21 protein-coding genes are annotated in these 22,560 nt (G+C 59.1%); 11 read left to right on the top strand and 10 right to left on the bottom strand.

Annotation, left to right across the window (positions count from 1 at the left end):
• Nucleotides 1-120: 120 nt before the first annotated feature.
• Both AC6I79_RS10175 and AC6I79_RS10170 read left to right on the top strand, forming a co-directional pair.
• A complete protein-coding gene (locus tag AC6I79_RS10175; protein WP_309787472.1) occupies nucleotides 121-1,287 on the top strand; it encodes a methionine aminotransferase in 1,167 nt (388 codons plus the stop codon).
• Nucleotides 1,288-1,300: 13 nt separating this feature from the next.
• Entirely contained in the window at nucleotides 1,301-2,080 is a 780-nt protein-coding gene (locus AC6I79_RS10170; protein ID WP_021506096.1) for a transporter substrate-binding domain-containing protein, read from the top strand.
• A gap of 63 nt (nucleotides 2,081-2,143) precedes the next feature.
• On the opposite strand, the gene pepT is transcribed toward AC6I79_RS10170, so the two are convergent.
• Nucleotides 2,144-3,370, bottom strand: a complete 1,227-nt coding sequence (pepT, locus tag AC6I79_RS10165; RefSeq protein ID WP_481657652.1) for a peptidase T — start codon at nucleotides 3,368-3,370, stop codon at nucleotides 2,144-2,146.
• A gap of 114 nt (nucleotides 3,371-3,484) precedes the next feature.
• Between pepT and AC6I79_RS10160 the strand changes: the two genes are divergently transcribed.
• A complete protein-coding gene (locus AC6I79_RS10160; RefSeq protein ID WP_498027269.1) occupies nucleotides 3,485-5,080 on the top strand; it encodes an ABC transporter substrate-binding protein in 1,596 nt (531 codons plus the stop codon).
• Here AC6I79_RS10160 and AC6I79_RS10155 read toward each other — a convergent pair.
• The gene (locus AC6I79_RS10155) at nucleotides 5,070-5,984 is read right to left on the bottom strand and encodes a LysR family transcriptional regulator (RefSeq protein ID WP_262255702.1); all 915 of its coding nucleotides are present in this window, start codon (nucleotides 5,982-5,984) and stop codon (nucleotides 5,070-5,072) included. The two genes, AC6I79_RS10160 and AC6I79_RS10155, sit on opposite strands and share 11 nt — an antisense overlap.
• Before the next feature lie 147 nt (nucleotides 5,985-6,131).
• On the opposite strand from AC6I79_RS10155, the gene AC6I79_RS10150 reads away from it, so the two are divergent.
• Nucleotides 6,132-7,553: a M20 family metallopeptidase gene (locus tag AC6I79_RS10150; RefSeq protein ID WP_498027268.1), complete on the top strand. Its 1,422-nt coding sequence runs from the start codon at nucleotides 6,132-6,134 to the stop codon at nucleotides 7,551-7,553.
• On the top strand, nucleotides 7,550-8,824 hold the full coding sequence (locus AC6I79_RS10145; protein ID WP_215785969.1) for an MFS transporter: 1,275 nt from the start codon (nucleotides 7,550-7,552) through the stop codon (nucleotides 8,822-8,824). Before AC6I79_RS10150 ends, AC6I79_RS10145 begins: the two co-directional genes overlap by 4 nt.
• A gap of 38 nt (nucleotides 8,825-8,862) precedes the next feature.
• Here AC6I79_RS10145 and aldA read toward each other — a convergent pair whose 3' ends face one another.
• The 3 genes from aldA to AC6I79_RS10130 all read right to left on the bottom strand — a co-directional run bounded on the left by aldA (nucleotide 8,863) and on the right by AC6I79_RS10130 (nucleotide 10,895).
• The gene (aldA, locus tag AC6I79_RS10140; RefSeq protein ID WP_215480298.1) at nucleotides 8,863-10,299 is read right to left on the bottom strand and encodes an aldehyde dehydrogenase; all 1,437 of its coding nucleotides are present in this window, start codon (nucleotides 10,297-10,299) and stop codon (nucleotides 8,863-8,865) included.
• 159 nt (nucleotides 10,300-10,458) lie between these two features.
• Entirely contained in the window at nucleotides 10,459-10,557 is a 99-nt protein-coding gene (locus AC6I79_RS10135) for a YoaK family small membrane protein (RefSeq protein WP_021313714.1), read from the bottom strand.
• A gap of 14 nt (nucleotides 10,558-10,571) precedes the next feature.
• Entirely contained in the window at nucleotides 10,572-10,895 is a 324-nt protein-coding gene (locus tag AC6I79_RS10130) for a hypothetical protein (RefSeq protein WP_058780589.1), read from the bottom strand.
• Nucleotides 10,896-11,262: 367 nt separating this feature from the next.
• On the opposite strand from AC6I79_RS10130, the gene rhaT reads away from it, so the two are divergent.
• A complete protein-coding gene (gene rhaT / locus AC6I79_RS10125) occupies nucleotides 11,263-12,297 on the top strand; it encodes an L-rhamnose/proton symporter RhaT (RefSeq protein WP_282954113.1) in 1,035 nt (344 codons plus the stop codon).
• Nucleotides 12,298-12,338: 41 nt separating this feature from the next.
• Here rhaT and rhaR read toward each other — a convergent pair whose 3' ends face one another.
• A complete protein-coding gene (rhaR, locus tag AC6I79_RS10120; protein WP_058758520.1) occupies nucleotides 12,339-13,205 on the bottom strand; it encodes an HTH-type transcriptional activator RhaR in 867 nt (288 codons plus the stop codon).
• A 13-nt stretch (nucleotides 13,206-13,218) separates the two neighbouring features.
• Nucleotides 13,219-14,040, bottom strand: a complete 822-nt coding sequence (gene rhaS, locus AC6I79_RS10115; RefSeq protein WP_481658074.1) for an HTH-type transcriptional activator RhaS — start codon at nucleotides 14,038-14,040, stop codon at nucleotides 13,219-13,221.
• Nucleotides 14,041-14,328: 288 nt separating this feature from the next.
• Between rhaS and rhaB the strand changes: the two genes are divergently transcribed.
• The 4 genes from rhaB to rhaM are packed head-to-tail and all read left to right on the top strand — an operon-like array spanning nucleotide 14,329 to nucleotide 18,208.
• A complete protein-coding gene (gene rhaB / locus AC6I79_RS10110; protein ID WP_127834069.1) occupies nucleotides 14,329-15,810 on the top strand; it encodes a rhamnulokinase in 1,482 nt (493 codons plus the stop codon).
• Nucleotides 15,794-17,050, top strand: a complete 1,257-nt coding sequence (locus AC6I79_RS10105; protein WP_498027267.1) for an L-rhamnose isomerase — start codon at nucleotides 15,794-15,796, stop codon at nucleotides 17,048-17,050. The genes rhaB and AC6I79_RS10105 overlap by 17 nt, the downstream gene beginning before the upstream one ends.
• Nucleotides 17,051-17,061: 11 nt before the next feature.
• Nucleotides 17,062-17,904 (top strand): rhamnulose-1-phosphate aldolase, encoded by an 843-nt coding sequence (rhaD, locus tag AC6I79_RS10100; RefSeq protein ID WP_088515799.1) that lies wholly within the window; start codon nucleotides 17,062-17,064, stop codon nucleotides 17,902-17,904.
• The gene (gene rhaM / locus AC6I79_RS10095; protein ID WP_159378421.1) at nucleotides 17,894-18,208 is read left to right on the top strand and encodes an L-rhamnose mutarotase; all 315 of its coding nucleotides are present in this window, start codon (nucleotides 17,894-17,896) and stop codon (nucleotides 18,206-18,208) included. The genes rhaD and rhaM overlap by 11 nt, the downstream gene beginning before the upstream one ends.
• 52 nt (nucleotides 18,209-18,260) lie before the next feature.
• On the opposite strand, the gene AC6I79_RS10090 is transcribed toward rhaM, so the two are convergent.
• The 3 genes from AC6I79_RS10090 to ynfM form a co-directional block, all read right to left on the bottom strand.
• Entirely contained in the window at nucleotides 18,261-19,445 is a 1,185-nt protein-coding gene (locus AC6I79_RS10090; protein WP_498027266.1) for a sugar transporter, read from the bottom strand.
• 325 nt (nucleotides 19,446-19,770) lie between these two features.
• Nucleotides 19,771-20,022 (bottom strand): hypothetical protein, encoded by a 252-nt coding sequence (locus AC6I79_RS10085; protein ID WP_021506080.1) that lies wholly within the window; start codon nucleotides 20,020-20,022, stop codon nucleotides 19,771-19,773.
• 168 nt (nucleotides 20,023-20,190) lie between these two features.
• Nucleotides 20,191-21,447 (bottom strand): multidrug efflux MFS transporter YnfM/SxtP(Kp), encoded by a 1,257-nt coding sequence (ynfM, locus tag AC6I79_RS10080; protein ID WP_260641919.1) that lies wholly within the window; start codon nucleotides 21,445-21,447, stop codon nucleotides 20,191-20,193.
• Between the two features lie 94 nt (nucleotides 21,448-21,541).
• On the opposite strand from ynfM, the gene AC6I79_RS10075 reads away from it, so the two are divergent.
• Complete coding sequence (locus tag AC6I79_RS10075) at nucleotides 21,542-22,438, top strand: LysR family transcriptional regulator (protein ID WP_127834072.1); 897 nt, start codon at nucleotides 21,542-21,544, stop codon at nucleotides 22,436-22,438.
• Nucleotides 22,439-22,560: the final 122 nt, after the last annotated feature.

Here is a 22,560-nt window from a genome sequence, read left to right as displayed (position 1 = left end):
CCTCGAGCTATGATTTTTTATCATGGCTATTATGACAACAATTCGCTTGTCGACTCAAGCGTCGCGCCGTTGAATAGAAATCTACTTCCGATACGTGGTTATGCAACCTGTGGAGCAATGATGACCCTGAACAGCAGCGTGAAGCTCTCCTCCAAACAGCCGGACGTCGGCACCACCATTTTTAGCGTGATCGGCCAGCTGTCCGCACAGCATCAGGCCGTTAATCTGTCCCAGGGCGCGCCCAATTTCCCGTGTGACCCGCAGCTGGTTGAGCTGGTCAGCCAGGCGATGCGCGACGGCCATAATCAGTACGCCGCCATGACCGGTTTACCGGCGCTGCGTGAAGCGCTGGCGGAGAAGGTGTACCGCCTGTATGGCCAGCAGTACGATGCCGCCAGCGAAGTCCTGATCACCGGCAGTGCCAGTCAGGGCATCTACATGGCGATTTCGGCGCTGGTGCACCCGGGAGATGAAGTGATCTTCTTTGAGCCGGCCTTTGACAGCTACGCGCCGGTGGTGCGGTTACAGGGCGCGACGCCGATCGGCCTCAAGCTGCAGGTGCCGGATTTTGCGATTGACTGGGACGAACTGCGTGCCGCGATCACGCCGCGTACGCGCATGATCATCATCAATACGCCACATAACCCGAGCGGACAGGTGCTGAATGCCGCCGATCTCGACCAGCTGGCGGCCCTGACGCGTAATACCGACATCGTGGTGTTGTCTGATGAAGTCTACGAACACATCGTGTTTGACGGCCAGACGCACTGCGGCATGGCCACGCACGCGGAACTGGCACAGCGTAGCGTGGTGGTGTCCTCCTTCGGTAAAACCTTCCACGTCACCGGCTGGCGCGTCGGCTATGCGCTGGCGCCTGCTGCGCTGATGGCGGAGATCGTCAAGGTGCATCAGTTCATGATGTACGCCGCCGATACGCCGATGCAGGTTGGCTTCGCGCAGTATCTGCAGAACCCGCAAAACTATCTGCAGCTGTCGTCGTTTTATCAGGCGAAGCGCGATCGGCTGCAGACGCTGCTGCAGGATTCACCGTTCAGGCTGTTACCGAGCGCCGGTTCGTTCTTTATGTTGGCCAGCTACGGACATTTCAGTGACGAAAGCGACAGTGAAATGGTAAAACGTCTCATCGTCGATCACGGTGTGGCTACCATTCCGCTGTCGGCGTTTTATATGGATGGCACTGACAATAAATTAATCCGCCTTTCTTTTGCTAAAGACGACGCAACGCTCGAAGCCGGCGCGCAGGCGCTGTGCCGGGTTAAAGGGTAATTAGGGGAAAATAATGAAAAAACTGAACGCACTGTTTATCGCACTGGGCATGATCACCTCCGTGCAGGCGCTGGCGCAGGAGAGCCTGCGCTACGGTCTGGAATCACAATATCCACCGTTTGAAAGCCGCAACGCGCAGGGCGAGCTGGAGGGTTTTGACATCGAACTGGGCAAAGCCATCTGCCAGGTCGGCCATTTTGACTGCAAATGGGTTGAGAGCAGCTTTGATGCGCTGATCCCGGCGCTGCAGGCGAAAAAATTCGATGCGATTAACTCGGCGATGAACATTACCGAGGCGCGGGCGAAAAGTATCGATTTCACCAACCCGATCTACCGTATTCCTACCATGCTGATTGTGAAGCAGGGCGAGAAACTCGAGCCGACGGCGGCGTCGCTGAAAGGTAAAAATATTGGCGTGCTGCAGGGCTCAATCCAGGAAACCTACGCTAAAAAGCACTGGGAATCCCAGGGCGTGACGGTGACGTCGTATCAGGATCAGAACCAGGTGTACAACGACATGGTTGCTGGCCGTCTTGACGGTACGCTGGTGATGTCCGCCGCCGGTCAGTCTGGTTTCCTTGATAAGCCGCAGGGCAAAGGTTTCGCCTTCGCCGGTAAGCCGGTGGAAGACGACACCATTCTCGGTTCCGGCATTGGTTTCGGTCTGCGCAAAGGCGATAGCAAGCTGAAAGGGGAACTGGATGCGGCCATCGCCAAAGTCCAGGCCGACGGCACCGTGACTAAACTGGCGGCGAAATTCTTCCCGGGCATTGACGTCAGCGTCAGCAAGTAAGCGGGTGTCAGCCTGATCGGCAGTTGCCGGTCAGGCTGTCTCAACGTTTCTCTGCAACCGCGCTTATCGGGCCGCCAGATAACACAGCGCTTCCGCCACCTGATACGACTTCACAAATGACGGGATCGGCAGGAATTCAAAGCGCGAATGGAAATTGTGCGCGCCGGTGAAGAAATTCGGCGTCAGTAACCCTTTGGCCGACAGCGCAGACCCATCGGTGCCGCCGCGCATCGGAATCACTTTAGGTTCCACGCCCACCTGCTGCAGCGCAGCAAAAATCAGATCGATTGCCCGCCGGTCCTCACCAATCGCGTTACTGATGTTGCTATAGATATCATTGATCTTCAGCGCGACGTGACCAGTGGGATAGTGCGCGGCGATCTGATCGGCGACTTCCACCAGCTGCTGCTTCTTCGCATCAAACCCCTTTAAATCGAAATCGCGAATCGACGCTTTCAATACCGCCAGGCTGGCATTGGCCTGCATATCATTGAACCAGATATAGCCTTCGCGCCCGGCGGTATGCTCGGGCGTGGCAAGCCGGTCGAAGCGGGCGATGAAGTCGTGCGCCATCAGCAGCGGATTCACCAGCACGCCTTTGCCCGACATGGGATGCGCCGGCACGCCGGTGAAGGTAATTTCAGCGGAGGCGCCGTTGAAGCATTCATACACCACTTCGCCCAGCTCGCAGCAGTCGATGGTCCAGGCGAAATCGACGTTAAAGCGCGTCTCCAGGTCCAGCGCTTTGGCGCCGCGCAGGCCGATCTCTTCGTCCGGCACAAACGCCACCACCACATCACCGTGCTCGCCACGCAGGTTCTCCACCAGCGTCATCACCACGCTGACTGCCGCTTTGTTGTCGGCCCCCAGCACGCTGGTGCCGTCGCTGAACACAATCTCCTGACCGAGATACGGCAGGATTTCCGGATGCTCAGCCACCCGCAGCCAGATGTCCTGCTGCGCATTCAGACACAGATCCGCGCCCTCAAAGCGCAGGGTTTGCGGATGGATATCCGGCGATAGCCCGACATCCACGGTATCAATATGGGTGATAAAGCCTACGCGCGGCGCGCCAGGCCGGTTGCCCGGTTTCACGGCGGTCACTGTGGCATGCTGATCAATCACCACATCCTGCAGACCGAGATCGCGCAGCTCCTGCGCCAGCAGTTCCGCCATGGCGTGTTGCGATGGCGTACTGGGCAGCGTGCTGGATTTGGCATCGCTCTGGCTGGAGACCGCCAGATAACGGTAAAAACGCTGGGTCAGCTGACGGGCAAGTTGGTCTGTCATCACAATTCCTTATTAGCTTTGCGCCACTGGAGATACGCCAGACGGCTAAATCATGTTATTTATGAAATAAATACCGATGCTGGCTCATGGAAGTCAATAAAAAGCGAGAAGACGATGAAAAAGATGATGGGAAAACTGGCGCTTAGCGCACTGGGGTTAGCGGTTGCAGGCGGCGTCTCGGCGAAGACGCTGGTTTACTGTTCTGAAGGCTCGCCGGAGAACTTCAACCCGCAGCTCTACACCTCCGGTACCAGCGTGGACGCCAGCGCCGTGCCGATTTTTAACCGCCTGGTGGATTTCAAACCGGGCACCACCGAGCTGGTGCCCAGCCTGGCGGAGCGCTGGGAGATCAGCCCGGACGGCAAGGTCTATACCTTCCATCTGCGCAAAGGGGTTAAGTTCCAGAGCAATAAACTTTTTACGCCGTCGCGCGATCTCAACGCCGACGACGTGATCTTCTCGTTTATGCGCCAGCTGGATACGAAAAACCCGTATCACACCGTTTCGGGCGGTAACTATGCCAACTTTGAAAGCCTCGAGCTGGCAAAACTGATCACCCGTATCGATAAGGTGGATGATCTGACAGTGCGGATTACGCTGGCCCATGCCGAAGCGCCGTTTCTCGCCGATCTGGCGTGGTATTTCGCCTCGATTCACTCGGCGGAATATGCCGACCAGATGCTGAAAGCCGGTACGCCAGAAAAAGTGGACATGCAGCCGATTGGCACCGGACCGTTTGAGCTGGTGCAGTATCAAAAAGATTCCCGCATTCTCTACAAAGCCTTCCCGCAGTACTGGCAGGGCAAGGCCAAAATCGATCGTCTGGTGTTTTCCATCACCCCGGACGCCTCGGTGCGCTATGCCAAACTGGAGAAAAACGAGTGCCAGGTAATGCCGTTCCCTAATCCGGCCGATCTCGACAACATGCGCCACAACCCGAACATCACGCTGGAACAGAAATCTGGCCTCAACACCGGTTTCCTGTCGTTCAACACCACCAAAGCCCCGCTGGACAAAGTGAAAGTGCGCCAGGCGCTGGCGATGGCCATCAATAAGCAGGCGATCATTGATGCCATCTTCAAAGGTACCGGCACGGTGGCGAAAAATATTCTGCCGCCGGATGTGTGGAGTGCTGATAAAGATCTGCAGGATTACGCCTACGATCCGCAACAGGCCAAAGCGCTGCTGCAGCAGGCCGGCATTCAGCCGGGCACCGAAATTTCGCTGTGGGCGATGCCGGTCCAGCGGCCGTATAACCCCAACGCCCGCCGCATGGCTGAGATGATTCAGGCCGACTGGGCAAAAGTGGGCATCAAAGCCAACATCGTCAGCTATGAGTGGGGCGAATACCTGAAGCGCGTCAAGGGCGGCGAGCATCAGGCGGCGCTGATGGGCTGGACCACCGCCACCGGCGATCCGGATAACTTCTTCGGGCCATTGTACAGCTGCACCTCGGCGAACGGCGGCTCCAACTCGTCCAAATGGTGCTATGCGCCGTTTGAGAAAATCATCACCGAGGCGCGCGCCGAGCAAAATCACGACAAGCGCGTGGCGTTATACCGTGAGGCGCAGCAGATGATGCATGACCAGATGCCGGCGGTAATGATTGCGCACTCAACGATTTTTGAGCCGGTGCGTAAATCGGTCAGCGGCTACCAGGTGGATCCGTTCGGCAAGCATATCTTCTATCCGGTGGATATCACGCCTTAATCGCAGCGGACAGCGCGCTGAGCTGCTGTTGCAGAAAGGTCAGAAACAGAGTCAGGGCGGCGCTGCGGGGTCGCCCTGACTGCGTCTGCAACTGCAGCGTACGCTGGCTTAGCTGATCGATATTGACCGCGCGCATCACCAGACCCTGCTGCTGCGCTTCCTCCGCCAGGGTAAAACTGCTGCAAATGGTCACCGCCAGCGGCGTGCGCAGTAAAAAATGGAACAGGGTGGAGAAGTTGTCGCAGGTCAGTACCGGTTCGATCAGATGGCCACTCATGTGGCTGGCCAGCTCAAACAGCTGGCGTACCGTGGTGTTTTGCTGCGGCAGCGCCAGCGGATAGTGGCTGAGATCGGCCAGCGCCACCTGCGGCACGCCCGCCAGCGGATGGCTGTCATGCATCACCAGCAGCACCGGCGCCGGCCATGAGCCCACCACCTCAACGGCACGTTCCGCGTGCAGGCTGAACTGCAATGCCACGTCGCACTCGCCGCTGCGCAACAGTTCAGCCACGCCCTGTGCGCTCGCCACCCGAACGTCAAACAGCACGCCGGGATGATCGTGGCGAAAGGCGGCAATCAGCCGGGGCAGCAGGGTAAACGCCAGCCCGTCGGTACAGGCGACACGAATCAGCGTGCGCCGCACCGCCTTCAGGCCTTTGATCTCCGCCAGCGCATACTCCATATCCAGCAGATTTTTGCGCACGTGATGGGCAAAAATCTCGCCGGCCTCGGTCAGCACCATGCCGCGCGCATGACGCGCAAACAGCGTCACGCCCAGCTGCTGCTCCAGCCGCTGAATCTGGCGGCTGATGGCAGAGACCGCCACAAACAGCTGGGCGCTGGCCGCGCTGAGCGAACCGCAATCGGCTACCGCGAGAAAATAACGCATTTCCGTGCTTAACATGCCATGGCCTCCGTCTGTGCCTGCCTCGAAATCGGGCAACGCAGCTTTGCTTTAAAGGCAAATCTTACTCGATAAATTGATAATTGTGGCAAAGCTGCCTTTCCGCAAAGATGAAAAAACAGCAGACCTATAACAGGCAGGGCAAACATGACAGCACAACAGGCGGTTCAGCAGGCCACCGCATATTTCGACAGCGGGGAATTTCAACGTATCCTGGCGCGCCGCGTGGCATGGCGCACCGAGAGCCAGCGCGACGATCGCGATGCGGCGCTGCAGGACTATTTGCAGCAGGAGATTGCGCCGCAACTGCAGGCGCTGGGCTTCACGCTACAGCTCATCGATAACCCGCACGCCGCCGGCCGGCCATTCCTCGTGGCGATGCGCATGGAAGATCCCGCCTTACCGACCTTGCTGAGCTACGGGCACGGTGATGTAGTATTCGGCGATGACGAAAACTGGCGCAGCGGGCTGTCGCCGTGGCAGCTGACCGAAGAGGGCGATCGCTGGTACGGGCGCGGCAGCGCCGACAACAAAGGTCAGCACTGCGTCAATCTTGCGGCGCTGGAGCAGGTGTACCAGGCGCGCGGCGGCCGTCTCGGCTTTAACTGCAAATGGCTGTTTGAGATGGGCGAAGAGATCAGCTCGCCGGGGCTGGCGCAGCTGTGTCAGCAGCAGGCGGAACTGTTGCAGGCTGACCTGTTCATTGCCTCAGACGGTCCGCGGCTCAACGCCGTGCGGCCGACGCTGTTCCTCGGTTCGCGCGGTGCGGTAAATTTCCGTCTGACCATCAACGCGCGTGACAATGCTTATCACTCCGGCAACTGGGGCGGACTGCTGAGCAATCCCGGCACCCGGCTGGCCAGCGCCATCGCCACGCTGGTGGACGCGCAGGGCGTGCTGCAGGTTAAGGCGCTGCGGCCTGATTCGTTAACGCCGCAGGTGCGCGCCATTCTCAGCGATATCGAGGTGGGTGGCATGCCAGGCGATCCCGCGATTGACACCAACTGGGGCGAGCCAGGCCTGACGCCTGCCGAACGCCTGTACGGCTGGAACACGCTGGAAGTGCTGTCGTTTCTCACCGGTAACCCGGCGCGCCCGATGAATGCCATTCCCGGCAGCGCGACGGCGGTGTGCCAGCTGCGTTTTGTGGTCGGTACCGACTGGCAGCGGCTGGCGCAGCACGTCAGCGCGCATCTGGCGCAGCACGGCTTCCATGATGTTGAGGTTGAATTTTTGCGCGGTTCACCCGCCACGCGTCTCGATCCAGACGATCCGCTGGTGCACTGGGTGCTGAATAGCATGGCGGCAACCAGCGGCAAAAAACCGGCGCTGCTGCCCAACCTGGGTGGATCGCTGCCGAATGAGGTGTTCGCGGAGATTCTGGGCCTGCCAACGCTGTGGGTGCCGCATTCGTATCCCGCCTGCGGTCAGCATGGCGTGAATGAGCACATGCTGAAATCGATTGCCCGCGAAGGGCTGCAGATCATGACGCAGCTGCTGTGGGAGCTGGGCGAGCAGGGCACGGAATGGCTGGCGCAACACCGCGCCTATGCCGGAGGTGGCGCATGAGCAGCCTCAGCCATAGCGCGCCGCTGAGCGGTGTGAAGCCTAACCTGCATAAAACGCTGTTTGCGACCTGCATCGGTAATGCGCTGGAGTGGTTCGACATTGCGGTATATGGCTTCTTCGCCAGCTATATCGCCCACGCCTTCTTTCCCACCAGCGATGCGTCGGTCTCGCTGCTGCTGACCTTTGGCAGTTTCGGCGTCTCCTTTCTGATTCGCCCGCTGGGCGCGGTGGTGCTGGGCAACTATGCCGATCGCCACGGGCGTAAAAAAGCGCTGCTGCTCTCCATCAATCTGATGATGCTTGGCGGAGCCATCATTACTTTTATGCCGGGCTACGACAGCATCGGCCTGCTCGCACCGCTGCTGATCCTGCTGGCGCGCCTGGTGCAGGGCTTCTCTGCCGGTGGCGAATTTGGCAGCTCTACGGCGTTTCTGGTCGAGCATTTTCCCGAGCGCAAAGCCTTTATCGCCAGCTGGCAGTTCGCCACCCAGGGCGCCAGCACGCTGATGGCCTCGGCGTTTGGTCTCGGTCTGACGCAGATCCTGAGCGAAGGCCAGATTCAGGCATGGGGCTGGCGTATTCCGTTTGCCTTCGGCCTGCTGATTGGCCCGCTCGGGCTGTATATCCGCCGCCACGTGCATGAGCCCGCCAGCTTTGCCGCACAGACGCCGGAAGCGGCCCCGCTGAAACGGCTGTTTGGCCGGCAAAAAGCGCTGATGCTGCTGGCGATTGGCCTGATGGTGATCTCCACGGCGGTCAACTACATGCTCAACTACGTGCCGACCTACGCAACCAAAAACCTGCATCTGCCGGGCTCGGTGGCCTTTACTGCCACGCTGCTGGCCGGGGTGATTCTGACGGTAGTGACGCCGCTGATGGGATTGTGGGCGGAGCGCATTGGCCGCCTGCCGCTGATGTGGGGATCGCTCATACTGCTGATGGTCACCATCTATCCGGCCTTTCGGCTGGTGGTCAATCACACTACGCCGACCACGCTGATTGTGCTGGTATGCTGGATGGCGCTGCTGAAATCGATCTATTTTTCTACCGTACCCTCGGTGATGGCGGATCTGTTCCCGATTGGTACGCGCGCCAGCGGCATGGCCATCAGCTATAACATTGCGGTTACGGTGTTTGGCGGTTTTGCACCGCTGATTTGCACGCTGCTGATCAGTGCCACCGGCACCAGTCTGGCGCCGGGCTACTACCTGATGGCGATGTCGCTCTTTAGCGGGGTAGCGCTGCTGCGCAGTCAGAAACGGATACGCTAAGTGGCAACCGGTGCGCGCTGCGCACCGGTGTTTACGCATCAGGCAAACTGCAGATAGGCGACGTGCGTTTGCAGATACTCCTCCAGCCCGTGGCGGCCATCGGCACCGCCGATGCCGGATTTGCGCCAGCCGGCATGGAATCCCTGCATCGCTTCAAAATTTTCGCGATTAATGTAGGTTTCCCCGAATTTCAGCCGGCGCAGCGCGATCATCGCGGTGTTCAGATCGCGGGTATACAGCGATGAGGTCAGGCCATAGTCGCAGTCGTTAGCCAGCGCGATGGCTTCATCCAGCGTGTTAAAGCGCATCACCGGCAGCACCGGGCCAAAGATTTCCTCACGCATGATCGCCATCTCCTGACGTACCCCGGTGATGATGGTCGGTTCAAAATAAAAGCCGCGTTCACCGGCGCGTTTGCCGCCCAGCACCACCTTGCCGCCCTGCGCAACGGCGCTGGCGACCTTTTGCCCGACGCGGTCGCACGCGGCTGCGCTAATCAGCGGCCCCATATCCACATCGGCCTGCTGCGCCGGATCGCCAAATTTCACCTGCTGCATCGCCCCGGTCAGGGCGCTGATAAAGCGATCGTAAATGCCGTCTTGCACATACACGCGCTCGGCGCAGTTACACACCTGACCGCTGTTAATAATGCGCGAACTGACGATAGCCCTGACGGCCAGATCGAGGTCGGCGTCGTCCATGACAATTGCCGGTGCTTTACCGCCCAACTCCAGCGACACTTTTGTCACATTCGGCGCCGCGGCGGCCATGGTGGCGATGCCGGCGTTGACGCTGCCGGTCAGGCTCACTAACCCGACTTTAGGATTGGCGGCCAGTTCCTGTCCCACCTCCGGGCCATAGCCGTAAACGATGTTAATTACCCCGGGCGGCAGGCCGATGTCGTCGATAATGGCGGCGAACAGGGCGGCGTTGTTCGGGGTGATCTCACTCGGCTTCAGCACGATAGTGTTGCCGGTGATCAGCGCCGGTGCCGCTTTGCGCGCAATCAGGAAGAAGGGAAAATTCCACGGCAGAATACCGGTGGTCACACCAATCGCTTTCTTAAACACAAAGATGTTTTCGTTTGGGCGATCGCTGTTGACGATTTCCCCTTCGTAGCGTCGCGCCCATTCCGCCATGTAGTCGAGGTAGTCAGCGGTAAACAGCACTTCGGTTTGCGCCAGCGCCTGGGTTTTGCCGCCCTCCGCGACGAGGGTGGCGCTCAGCTCAGGCTCGCGCTGGCGAATTGCCGTGGCGATGCGGTGCAGCCAGCCGCCGCGCGTCACCGCCGGTAACGCTTCCCAGCCGGGCTGAGCGGCTTCTGCGGCGGCAATGGCTGCCGCCGCCTGCTGTTTGCTGCCCTGGGGCACGCGTGACAGCAGGGTCTCCGTCGCCGGGTTAATCACTTCAATCCAGCTATCGTTATGCGCCTCGACAAACGCGCCATTAATGTAGTGTTGATGATGAAGGGTCATGTGCAGGGGCTCCACGCTCGGTTTTGTTAAACTGATGTGAAGGAAGAGTGAAGCAGATGAACGCTGGCGACCTTTTTATCACTGCCAGCACCGGCAGGGCGCTGGCAATAGCGGCAAGAATCACGCGACCGACGCAGCATTCTGCGTCAGTGGACCGTTTCAGGAACCGGGCATCATGGCGCCGCTGGCAATAAACCAGACCAGAAAACTGACACCGGCAACAATAATGGCGATGGGGAACAGCAGACCGATTTTCATATGCATCCTGAGCGTTAAGCGAGCTGGATTAGCGCGCGGTGGGTTTTCATCATACTGAATAGCTGAAATTGTGTCGCGTCATCGACCTGACGCAGATGTTCGCCTTTCTGATACTGAATCTGATGCACATGGCCGAGCTGACGCCACACCACAATGGCTGACGCCAGCAGCGCGCAGTTCTCTTCGCTCTGCACGCAGTCCAGCGTGGCGTAGTGAGTAGTATCTAAGCCATTAATGAACACATTCAGCGCCTCGGGCGGCACGATGGCGCGGATGTCATCCAGCATCACGCGGCTCACCGCCTGCGACAGCACCAGCGTTAACCGTTTGCTCTTCATCTCAATCCCTGGTTCCGATGATTTTTCCCACGTTATACGGATTTAACCCCGTCGGGGGAAGTGCTTCGCGCAGCTTTGTGTGAGTGCCATGTTAAGCGCCGCGCTGGCAACTGAGGAAAAACTGTGCCGATCAACACAACATAAATCAAAAATATGCCGAATAATAAGCAACTTAAAGAACTCATCCGGCATAACGGCAGCAAATGCGAATTTGTGATCCTTATGTTGCATACCCCCCCGATTTTGCCAGTCAGCCTGGCTTAACGGCAACCATCCAAAGGCTGAGTCCACGCAGTGCGCCATAGACTGCCACTAATCGGAAACCGCAGGTGTTTCCGTCTGGCCTCAACCTTACGAAGGAATAACAATGAACAGTGCCATTCTTGCAGGTATCTTCTGGCATCTGGTGGGTGCCGCCAGCGCCGCCTGTTTTTATGCTCCGTTTAAACAGGTTAAAAAGTGGTCATGGGAAACCATGTGGTCGGTCGGCGGCGTGATGTCGTGGCTGATTCTGCCCTGGGCAGTCAGTGCCGCGCTGTTACCGAACTTCTGGGCGTACTACAGCAGTTTCAGTTTGTCGCAGCTGCTGCCGGTGTTTCTGTTCGGTGCCATGTGGGGCATCGGCAACATCAACTATGGCCTCACCATGCGCTATCTGGGGATGTCGATGGGGATTGGTATCGCCATTGGCATTACGCTGGTGGTGGGGACGCTGATGACGCCGCTGTTGCAGGGCCGATTCGTTGAACTGTTCAGCTCCGCCGGTGGCCGGATGACGCTGCTGGGCGTGCTGGTTGCGCTGCTGGGTGTGGCGATTGTGTCACGTGCCGGACTGCTAAAGGAGCGGGCGCTGGGGATCAACGCCGAAGATTTTAACCTGAAGAAAGGCCTGGTGCTGGCGGTGCTGTGCGGCATCTTCTCTGCCGGCATGTCATTTGCCATGGATGCGGCGAAGCCGATGCATGAAGCCGCTGCCAGTCTGGGCATCAATCCGTTGTATGTGGCATTGCCGAGTTACGTGGTGATTATGGGCGGTGGCGCGCTGATCAACCTCGCGTACTGCTTTATCCGCCTGGCGGTGAAGCCGGAGCTTTCGCTGCGCCGCGATTTTTCCGTGGCAAAACCGCTGCTGATCGCCAATATCGCCTTCGCCGTGCTGGGGGGGACCATGTGGTATCTGCAGTTCTTCTTCTATGCCTGGGGCCACGCAAAAATTCCTTCGCAGTACGACTTCGTAAGCTGGATGCTGCACATGAGCCTGTACGTGCTGTGCGGCGGCCTGGTAGGACTGGTGCTGAAGGAGTGGAAATCGGTGGGGCGTCGACCGGTGAGCGTGTTGTCGATTGGCTGCGTGGTGATCATTATCGCGGCAAACATTGTCGGTCTCGGTATGGCCGCCTGACCGCGCTTAACATCACACCGCCTGACGCGTCTCTGCGCGCGTCAGGCTTTTTCTTTGTCTGCCATCGGTTCGCGCGGCGACAAAAAACGCTGACGCCATGCACTGGGCGTTAACCCGGTTTCTCGCGTAAACACCACGGAAAAGTAGTTGCTGTCATCAAACCCGCAGCGCGCCGCCACTTCGCTAATCAGACATGCCTGCGTGCGCAACAGATATTTTGCCTGACACAGCTGCAGCTGACGCAGGTAGTGGCCGATGGTCATGCCGGTTTGCTGACGGAACAGCTGTTTCAGCGACCGTTCGCTGAGCTGATTTTGCTGGCAGAAATGGGGCAGATCGAAGGGGCGGCTGATATCGCCGAGCAGCGCCGACATTAGCAGATCGAGCTGTTCGCCCTCCGGCAGCACCCACGGCCGATCGGCGGCGTAGCCGTGACGGCGCAATATCAGTGCCAGCTGCAAAAACAGCGCTTCCGACAGCTGAATCGATAGCGAATCGCTTTTGCGACTTTCGCGCTCCAGCTGGCTGATGACGCCGCGCGCCAGTGCCATGCCGCGCGTGGTCAGGCGCCAGCTGGCGGGTGTCTCTTCATCCTGTGGCGGCAGCAGCTGCTGCCAGTCGAGCGCCAGGCTGAAGCGATCGCGGCAGTAGAGAATATTGTCTAGCGCCAGGTCGTTGACGCTATCAAAGCTGTGGCAATCACTGTCGCGGATGTAAAACACGTCGCCGCAGGTGATCAGCCACGGCCGATCGTTGAGGATATGCAGGCCATTACCGCGCCAGACAATCACAATCTCGCTGAACTCATGCCGGTGCGGTGGGAAAGAGGGTTGCGGCATGCGTTCTGCCACGGCAATAGGCAAATTGCTGGCCGGGAAGTAATCCTCGCGCGTCAGTAACAGCGGCATGTCAGCCCTCCGGTTACCCCATCTGCTGGCGCGCCATGCGCGGCGCGCAGCCAAATTCCCGCCGGAACAGGGTGGAGAAGTGATTACTGTCACCAAACCCACACTGATAGGCGATGTCCGTGATGCGCATCTCGCTGTGGCGCAACAGGTGCCGCGCCTGCAATAAACGCAGCCGATTAAGATAGCGCTGCGGCGTGCTGCCGGTCTGCTGCTTCATCTGGCGATGCAGGGTACGCAGCGACAAACAGAAGCGATCGGCCAGCGATTCCCACGCAATCTCCTCACTGTAGTGCGCATTCAGCCAGTCCAGCAAGCGGTGCAGGCGGGCATCCTGGTCCTGCGCCTGATCGTTGTGCGCCGCCTCGCGCAGCAGCACCAGCAGCTGCAAAAAGTGTTGTTCCTGCTGCGCCTGACGTTCCAGCGACCAGCTGGCCGGCTGCTTCATCTGCGTCACCAGCTGCAGCGCCTGCGCCATCACTTTATGGTTGATCCGCCAGTGTGAAACATACTGGCCGTCCTGTTCGCGCGGCAGCAGCGCCTGCAGGCCGGACAGAAAGCGGAACGCTGCCGGACTGCGATACAGCACATTCGTCAGGCACAGATTGTCGGTTTGCTCGTACAGATGGCGATCGTGATCGCGCACAAAACAGACGCAGCCGGCGCTGAGCGCCTGCGGCTGACCATTGAATACGTGGATACCCGAGCCCTGTTCCACCAGCACAATTTCATGAAAATCATGGTGATGCTCCGGAAACGCCGACTGCGGCACACGCGGTTCAATGGCTATCGTGTAATCGCCGGCCGGAAAGAAATCAGCACTGTGTAATACCGTCATCATGCGCCCTCAGTTAACAAAACCGTAACCGAGTCTACGCAGCCGCCTGCCACCTTACCTTGAATTTTGCACCGGGCAGCGCAGGAAAATCGCCAATTATTCAAGATCGCCTAAGTGATTGATGGAATTGCGGCAAGGCTCACAACTCTGCCGTTATGCGGTTCTGTGAGCTCACTCACGAACACCTTTGCAAACCTGCCAGCGGTGATGACCCGCTGGCACTAGCGGGAAGGTGCCTGCGGCGCAGGATTTCTACTCTGTCGCCATGTCTTCACAGGGAGTATCGCCATGAGTCTGCGTAATATTGTTGCCATCGATTTAGGCGCATCCAGTGGCCGCGTCATGCTGGCCAGCTGGCAGGCTGACCGTCAGCAGCTCAGCCTGCGCGAAGTGCGGCGTTTCGCCAACCCGCGCGTGCAGCGCGGCGATTATGACTGCTGGGATTTGGACCGGCTGGAACAGGAGATCCGCGCCGGGTTGCAGCAGCTGGATGAGGAGGGCATTGTGCCGGACAGCCTCGGCATTGATACCTGGGGCGTGGACCTGGTGCTGCTGGACGCGCACGGCGAGCGGGTAGGCGAAGCGGTCAGCTACCGTGATAAACGCACCGACGGCCTGATGGCCCAGGCGATGCGTGAACTCGGGAAACCGGCGCTCTATCAGCGCACCGGCATTCAGTTTCTGCCGTTCAACACGCTGTATCAGCTGCGCGCGCTGCATCTGCAGCAGCCGGACTGGCAGGCGCAGGTGAAGCACGCGTTGATGATTCCGGATTATCTGCACTATCGCCTGACCGGTGAACTCAACTGGGAATACACCAACGCCACCACCACCCAGCTGCTCAACATCCACAGCGGCGAATGGGATCGCGAGCTGCTGGCCTGGGCGGGCGCAGACGCCAGCTGGTTCGGCACGCCGCGTGCACCGGGCAATACCGTCGGTTACTGGCGCAACGCAAACGACCAGCGCATTCCGGTGATCGCCGTCGCCACCCATGATACCGCCAGCGCGGTGCTGGCCACGCCGCTGGAGCAGGACGATGCTGCCTATCTCAGCTCCGGCACCTGGTCGCTGATCGGCATCGAAAGCCTGCAGCCCTGTGTCAGCGAGGCGGCGCTGCAGGCTAATCTGACCAATGAGGGCGGTGCGGAAGGCTATCGGGTGCTGAAAAACATCATGGGCCTGTGGCTGTTGCAGCGGGTGTGCAGCGAACTGCACATCAGCGATCTCACTGCGCTGATCGCCAACGCCGCGCGGGAACCGGCCTGCCGCGCCCTGATTCATCCTAATCATCACCGCTTCATTAATCCGGCCAGTATGGTGCAGGAGATCCAGAACGCCTGCGCCGAACAGGCGATGCCAGTGCCGCACAGCCCGGCGGCGCTGGCGCGCACCATCTTTGACAGCCTGGCGCTGCTCTATTCGCAGACGCTGCAGGAGCTTAGCCACCTGCGCGGCACTGCGCTGCGTCAGTTACATATCGTCGGTGGTGGCTGCCAGAATCCGCTGCTTAACCAGCTGTGCGCCGATGCCTGCCAGCTGCCGGTGTTTGCCGGCCCGGTTGAAGCCTCGACGCTGGGCAACATCGGCTGCCAGCTGATCGCGCTGGGTGAGTTGCGCGACGTGGCCGATTTACGCCGCTGCATTCGCCACAACTTCCCGTTAGAAAAATTTATCCCGCTGAATCACAGCGTCTTTGCGGCCCATCAGGCTCGCTTTGCGGCGCTGAGCCTACCTGCTAAGGAACTTGCATATGACAAAGCTGATTGAACAGGCCTTTGAACTGGCCAGACAACGCTACGCCGCCATTGGGGTAGATGTGGAACAGGTGATGGCACAACTGGATACCATTCCGGTGTCGATGCACTGCTGGCAGGGCGACGATGTACGTGGGTTTGAGAATCCGCAGGGGGCGCTCACCGGCGGCATTCAGGCGACCGGCAACTATCCGGGGCGGGCGCGCAACGCGGTTGAACTGCGTGCCGATCTCGACAAAGCGATGTCGCTGATTCCCGGCGCCAAACGCCTCAACCTGCATGCCATCTACCTTGAAAGCGACCGCCCGGTAGAACGTGATGCGATTGAGCCGCAGCACTTCAGCAACTGGCTGGAGTGGGCGAAAAGCAGGCAGCTGGGGCTGGATTTTAACCCAACCTGTTTTTCTCATGCGCTCAGCGCAGACGGGTTTACGCTGTCGCATGCCGATCCGGGCATTCGCCAGTTCTGGATCGACCACTGCACCGCCAGCCGCCGTATTTCCGCCTGGTTTGGCGAGCAGCTGGGCACGCCGTCAGTCATGAATATCTGGGTGCCGGACGGGATGAAAGATCTCACCGTCGATCGCCTCGCGCCGCGCCAGCGTCTCGCCAGTGCGCTGGATGAGATCATCCGTGAACCGCTGAATCCGCAGCACCACATTGATGCGGTGGAAAGCAAACTGTTTGGCATTGGCGCGGAGAGTTACACCGTGGGTTCCAGTGAGTTCTGCCTCGGTTACGCCACCAGCCGCCAGACCGCGCTGACGCTGGATGCCGGCCACTTCCATCCTACCGAAGTGATCTCCGACAAAATCTCCAGCGCTATGCTGTTTGTGCCGCGCCTGCTGTTGCACGTCAGCCGTCCGGTCCGCTGGGACAGCGATCACGTGGTGCTGCTGGATGATGAAACCCAGGCGATTGCCAGTGAGATCGCCCGTCAAAAGTTGTTCGACAGGGTGCACATCGGTCTCGACTTCTTCGATGCCTCGATCAACCGCATTGCTGCCTGGGTGATCGGCACGCGCAATACCCAAAAAGCCCTGTTGCGGGCGCTGCTGGAGCCGGGCGAACAGCTGCGTCAGCGGGAGCGTGATGGGGATTTCACCGCCCGGCTGGCGCTGCTTGAAGAGCAAAAGTCGCTGCCGTGGCAGGCGGTATGGGAAGCGTGGTGCCTGCGCCACGATGTGCCAGCCGATGCCAGATGGCTGAGCGAAGTCCGTCACTACGAACAACACGTGCTGCGTCAACGTTAAGGAATCGATTCATGCAAACAATTCTCTCCGCGTGGTTTGTGCGCGACATGGTTAAAGCCACCAGTGACATGTGGCTGAAAGGCTGGGATGAACGTAACGGCGGCAACGTCAGTCTGCGTCTGTTGCCGGAAGAGGTCAGCGCGTATGCCAGCGATTTTTATCCGGCACCGCGCTGTATTGAGCTGAGCAAGCCGGCGCCCGCGCTGGCCAACGACTGGTTCCTGGTGACCGGCTCCGGTAAGTTCTTTCGCAACGTGCAGCTCGATCCGGCAGACAGTCTGGTGCTGCTGCAGGTGGATGACAAAGGGCTGTCGTACAAAATTCACTGGGGGCTCAGCAACGGAGGGCTGCCAACGTCCGAGCTGGCGGCGCACTTTCAGTCACACAGCGTACGCAAGGCACTGAGCCACGGCGCGGACCGGGTGATTATGCACTGTCACGCCACCCACTTCATGGCGCTCAGCTATGTGGTGGATCTGGATGCGGCGCGCTTTACCCGCCTGCTGTGGGAGGGCAGCACCGAGTGCCTGGTGGTGTTCCCCGATGGCGTCGGCATTTTGCCCTGGATGGTACCGGGTACCGATGGCATTGGTCAGGCGACGGCAGAAGCGATGGCCAGCCATAGCCTGGTGATGTGGCCTTTCCACGGAATCTTTGGCGCCGGACCGACGCTCGACGAAACCTTTGGTCTGATTGATACCGCTGAGAAGTCATCGCAGGTGGTGGTCATGGCGCTGTCGATGGGCGGCATTCGTCAGAGCATCACCACTGAACAGCTGATTGCGCTGGGCGAGCGCTTTAACGTGAAGCCGTGGCCGGCGGCGCTGCAGGCGGAGCGCAGTGATGTTGCGTAAAGCGTTCGTCATGCAAGTCTATGCGCACTGCCATGCAGAGTATCAGCGCCGTCACACGCCAATCTGGCCGGAGCTGGAACGGACGCTGAAAGCGCATGGCGCGCACAACTACGCGATCTGGCTGGATGCTGAACGCAACCTGCTGTTTGCCAGCGTCGAGGTTGAATCCGAAGCGCGCTGGCAGGCCGTGGCGCAAACTGAGGTGTGTCAGCGCTGGTGGGCGTCGATGCGTGATCTGATGCCATCAAATCCCGACAACAGCCCGGTGAGCAAAGCATTACAGCAGATGTTTTTCCTGCCTTAGCCGTCCATGTCAGTAGCGGCGCCGCCAGGGGCGCCGCTAACTGCCAAACGCACTAGCCGTTGGAGCGCAGCTGCGGATAACGGCGGAAAATGGCGATGCACCAGAACAGTCCCGCCAGGCCAATGATTGCGCCCACGTTGCCCACGTCTGCCATCTGCAGATGCAGACTGACCTGGTTACCGAGTAGCGCGCCTGCGCCGATGCCGATGTTATAAATACCGGAAAACAGCGACATGGCGACGTCGGTGGCGTCCGGTGCCAGCGATAGCACGCGCACCTGCATCGCCAGGCCGATCATCATCATTGCCATTCCCCAGATAATACACAGCACGGTAATCGCTGCCGGACGTACCGCAGCAAACACCAGCAGACCCATACACAGGGTAATCAGCGCAATGGCGGCGATCAGCAGCGCGGACGGGAATTTATTGCCCAGCGTGCTGAACAGAATGCTGCCCAGAATGCCGGCTGAGCCGAACAGCAGCAGTAACAGGGTGGTGAAGTTCTCATCGGCACTGGCCACTACCTGCATAAACGGCTCGATATAGCTGTAAGCGGTGTAGTGCGCGGTCACCACGACGGTGACCAGAATGTACATCGCCACCAGCGCCGGGCGGCGAAACAGCATCGGCACGCTGCTGAGTGAACCGGTGTGCTCACTCGGCAGGCGCGGTAGTATCCGCACCTGCATAATCAGCAGTACCAGCGCTGACAGGCCGATCATACCAAAGGTGGTACGCCAGCCCAGATACTGACCCACAATACGACCAATCGGTACGCCCAGCACCATCGCCAGCGCCGTGCCCGTGGCCAGCATACTCAACGCCTGGGTTTTCTTGCCGGCCGGCGCAACGCGAATCGCCAGCGAGGCGGTGATCGACCAGAACACCGCGTGCGCCAGCGCAATGCCAATGCGCGACAGCACCAGCGACGTGAAATCCCACGCCACAGCCGATAACAGGTGGCTGGCAACAAACAGAATAAACAGGATGGCCAGCAGCAGGCGGCGCTCGACGTTGCGCGTCAGCAGCATTAACGGCAGCGATAACAGCGCCACGACCCAGGCATAGATGGTCAGCATGATACCGACATCAGCGGTTTTCATTGCAAAGCTGCTGGCGATGTCCGAAAGCAGGCCAACCGGCACAAATTCGGTGGTATTGAAGACAAAAGCAGCGATAGCCAGCAGCACCACGCGCAGCCAGGCTGTTTTACGGGAAACGGTTGTTGATTGCATTGAATTCAAATCGGCTAAACGACGAGTGAGGGGGCAGGAACGCACCCGGTAAAGTGACCTCGATCACAAATTTCCGCTATTGTGGAGCATTAGTCAGCCGATGAAAACCGTTAACCCGGGTTTTATCACTGAATATTTCTTATCGCGCTGAGCGTGGTAAATAGCCTGCGGTTATGGAGAGTTGTTGCGGCTGCGTGCTGCCGGCCCGCGAGTCTGCCGTACCAGCACAGGCTAAGTCAGGTGTTTCTGTAATAGAAAAATCGCTTAGCCGTGCTGAGGGCGGGTATCGTGCGGACGGGTGTGGTTCAGACCAGGATTATCAGAGTCACGCCATATGCTTTAGTGCCACGCTAAAGTTGTGGGTCGGATTTTTTTTTACGCCCACCGGGCAGCAGTGTTCGCAGCCCAACGCAGTGGCGTAAAATTTACGCGCCTGCTGGATTGCGGCACCGGGCGTGTAAAAAGTCCCCAGAAAACGGCGACCGCCGTCGGAAGGCAGGAACGGACAGCCCTTCGCATGCACCACATGATTGTCGTTATAACCGGCATGCTTATCGACATAATAGTAAAGCTCCATCTGACTACCTCATTGCTGTGTAAAAAATAAGTCTATGTATTATTGGAATAGAACGAATTATAGCGATGAATTGCTATTTTGTTTTAAGTGGTACGGCGCGAATGCCTGATTATTCGAATCCAGCGGAGCAGGCGGGACGCTGAGGTCCCGCGCTAACGATGAAGGGTATTACAGTTTGCGGTCCTGTAAACGCAGGCCAACCAGCAGTGCCAGCACCAGCAGGGCGCTGATAAACAGGGTTACGCCCGGCCAGCCGTAGCGGTGCCAGAACACGCCGCCGAGGGTGCCGGCCACGCTGGAGCCCACGTAGTAGCTGAACAGGTAAAGTGATGATGCCTGGCCTTTCGCCCGGCGCGCGCGCGGTCCAATCCAGCCGCTGGCCACCGAATGGGCGGCAAAGAAGCCGGCAGTGAACAACATCATGCCCGGCAGAATCAGCCACAGCGAATTAAAGGCGGTCAGCAGCAGACCGGCCAGCATGATCGCCGTGGCGCCCGTCATCACCGGACCGCGACCAAAGCGGCTGGTCATCGCGCCAGCTTTCGGCGAACTCCACGAACCGGTGAGATACACCACAGACAGCAGCCCGACCACCGCCTGGCTCAGTGACCACGGCGCGCTCAGTAAACGGTAGCCAATGTAGTTAAACAGCGTGACAAACGCGCCCATCAGCAGAAAGCCTTCGGCAAACAGCAGCGGCAACCCTTTGTCGCGCCAGTGCAGGCGGAAGTTGATCAGCAGACTGCGTGGCCGCAGCGACGCAGGGCGAAAATGGCGCGACGCGGGCAGAATTTTCCAGAACATCAGCGCGCCAGCCAGCGCGCAGCAGCCAATGACGCCAATGGCAATACGCCATGAGAAAAAGTCGGTCAGCACACCGGAGAGTAAACGACCGCTCATGCCGCCAATCGAGTTACCGCTGATGTACAGCCCCATGGAGAAGGCGATGACCCGCGGGTGCATCTCTTCGCTCAGGTAAGTCATGCCCACCGCCGCGACGCCACTGAGCGACAGACCGGTCAGCGCGCGCATCAGCAGAATCCCCTGCCAGCTGCTCATGGTGGCGGAGATCAGCGTACAAATCGCCGCCAGCATCAGCGCGGTCACCATCACCGATTTACGCCCAATCGCATCTGACAGCGGGCCGGTGAACAGCAGGCCCAGCGCCATCAGCCCGGTGGAGAGCGACAGCGAAATACTGCTTTCGGCAGGCGTCACGCCAAACTGCTGTGACAGCACCGGCAGAATCGGTTGTACGCAATAGAGCAGGGCGAAAGTGGCAAGACCGGCAGAGAACAGCGCCAGCGTCACGCGCATAAACTGCGGCGATCCACGTTCAATCCATTCAGTAGCGGTATCGGCGGTAACAGGCTTCGTGGACAAGCTGTCCTCATCAAGCGTCACAGCCTGGGAAGAGCGACTCACAGTACATCCTCAATTCAGCAAATGTCTGAATACTGTAGGAAAGGCTAAATAGGTTGTACAATATATTAATAATCTCAAATGAGACGTTTAAGATATGATGATTGAGCTGCGCCATCTGCGCTACTTTATTGCCGTTGCGGAAGAGTTGCACTTTGGCCGCGCCGCACAGCGGCTGCACATTTCTCAGCCGCCGCTCAGTCAGCAGATTCTGCAGCTGGAACAGGCGCTGGACGCGCAGCTGTTCACCCGCACTAATCGCAGCGTACAGCTCACGCCGGCCGGCCAGTCGTTTTTACAGGATGCGCGCGCGGTTTTATTGCAGGTGGAACAGGCGGCCGGGCGCGCGGCGCGCATTCATCACGGTCAGCAGGGAGAGCTGCGCATCGGCTTTACCTCCTCGGCGCCGTTTACCGGACTGGTGTCGGATGCGCTGTATCACTATCGGCAGAGCTGGCCGGAGGTGCATATTCAGATGCAGGAGTACAACACGCGGCAGCAGCTGGCGCCGCTGCACGAGGGACGACTCGATCTGGGCGTCATGCGCAATACGCCGCTGCCGGAGGATCTTCAGCACCGCCTGTTGCTGCGTGAACCGCTGTGCGCGGTGGTGCACCACGCGCATCCGCTGGCACAGGCCACGTCAATTAGCATCCGGGCGTTAGCCAGCGAACCTTTTGTTTTCTTTGATGCGCAGGGCGGCACGGCCCTGTACGGTGAAATTCTGGCGCTGCTGCATCGCTACCAAATCAAACCTTACATTACACAGGAAGTGGGTGAAGCCATGACGATACTCGGCCTGGTGGCAACCGGCCTTGGCGTGTCGATTTTACCCGCCTCGTTTGCCCGCGCGCGACTGGCGGAAGTCGCCTGGATTCCGCTACAGGAAAGCGATGCCATTTCTGAGGTGTGGCTGGTGTGGTCAGCATTGCGCCAGCCGAGTGCGCAGATGAGCAATATGATGGCGCTGCTGCTGCACAATGCCGAGGAATGAACCCGCGGGTACAGAAAACCGCGTTCTTTGTGTGCGATAAATCACATTTCTAATCAAATATTTGACGCTGCGCGCCAATCTGCATCACCATAGCTGCTGTTTATTTAGAAGCGCGAAAATAT

The sequence above is a fragment of the gamma proteobacterium symbiont of Scutellera amethystina genome (genome assembly GCF_059730845.1).
This window is presented reverse-complemented; position numbering and strand designations above follow the sequence as displayed.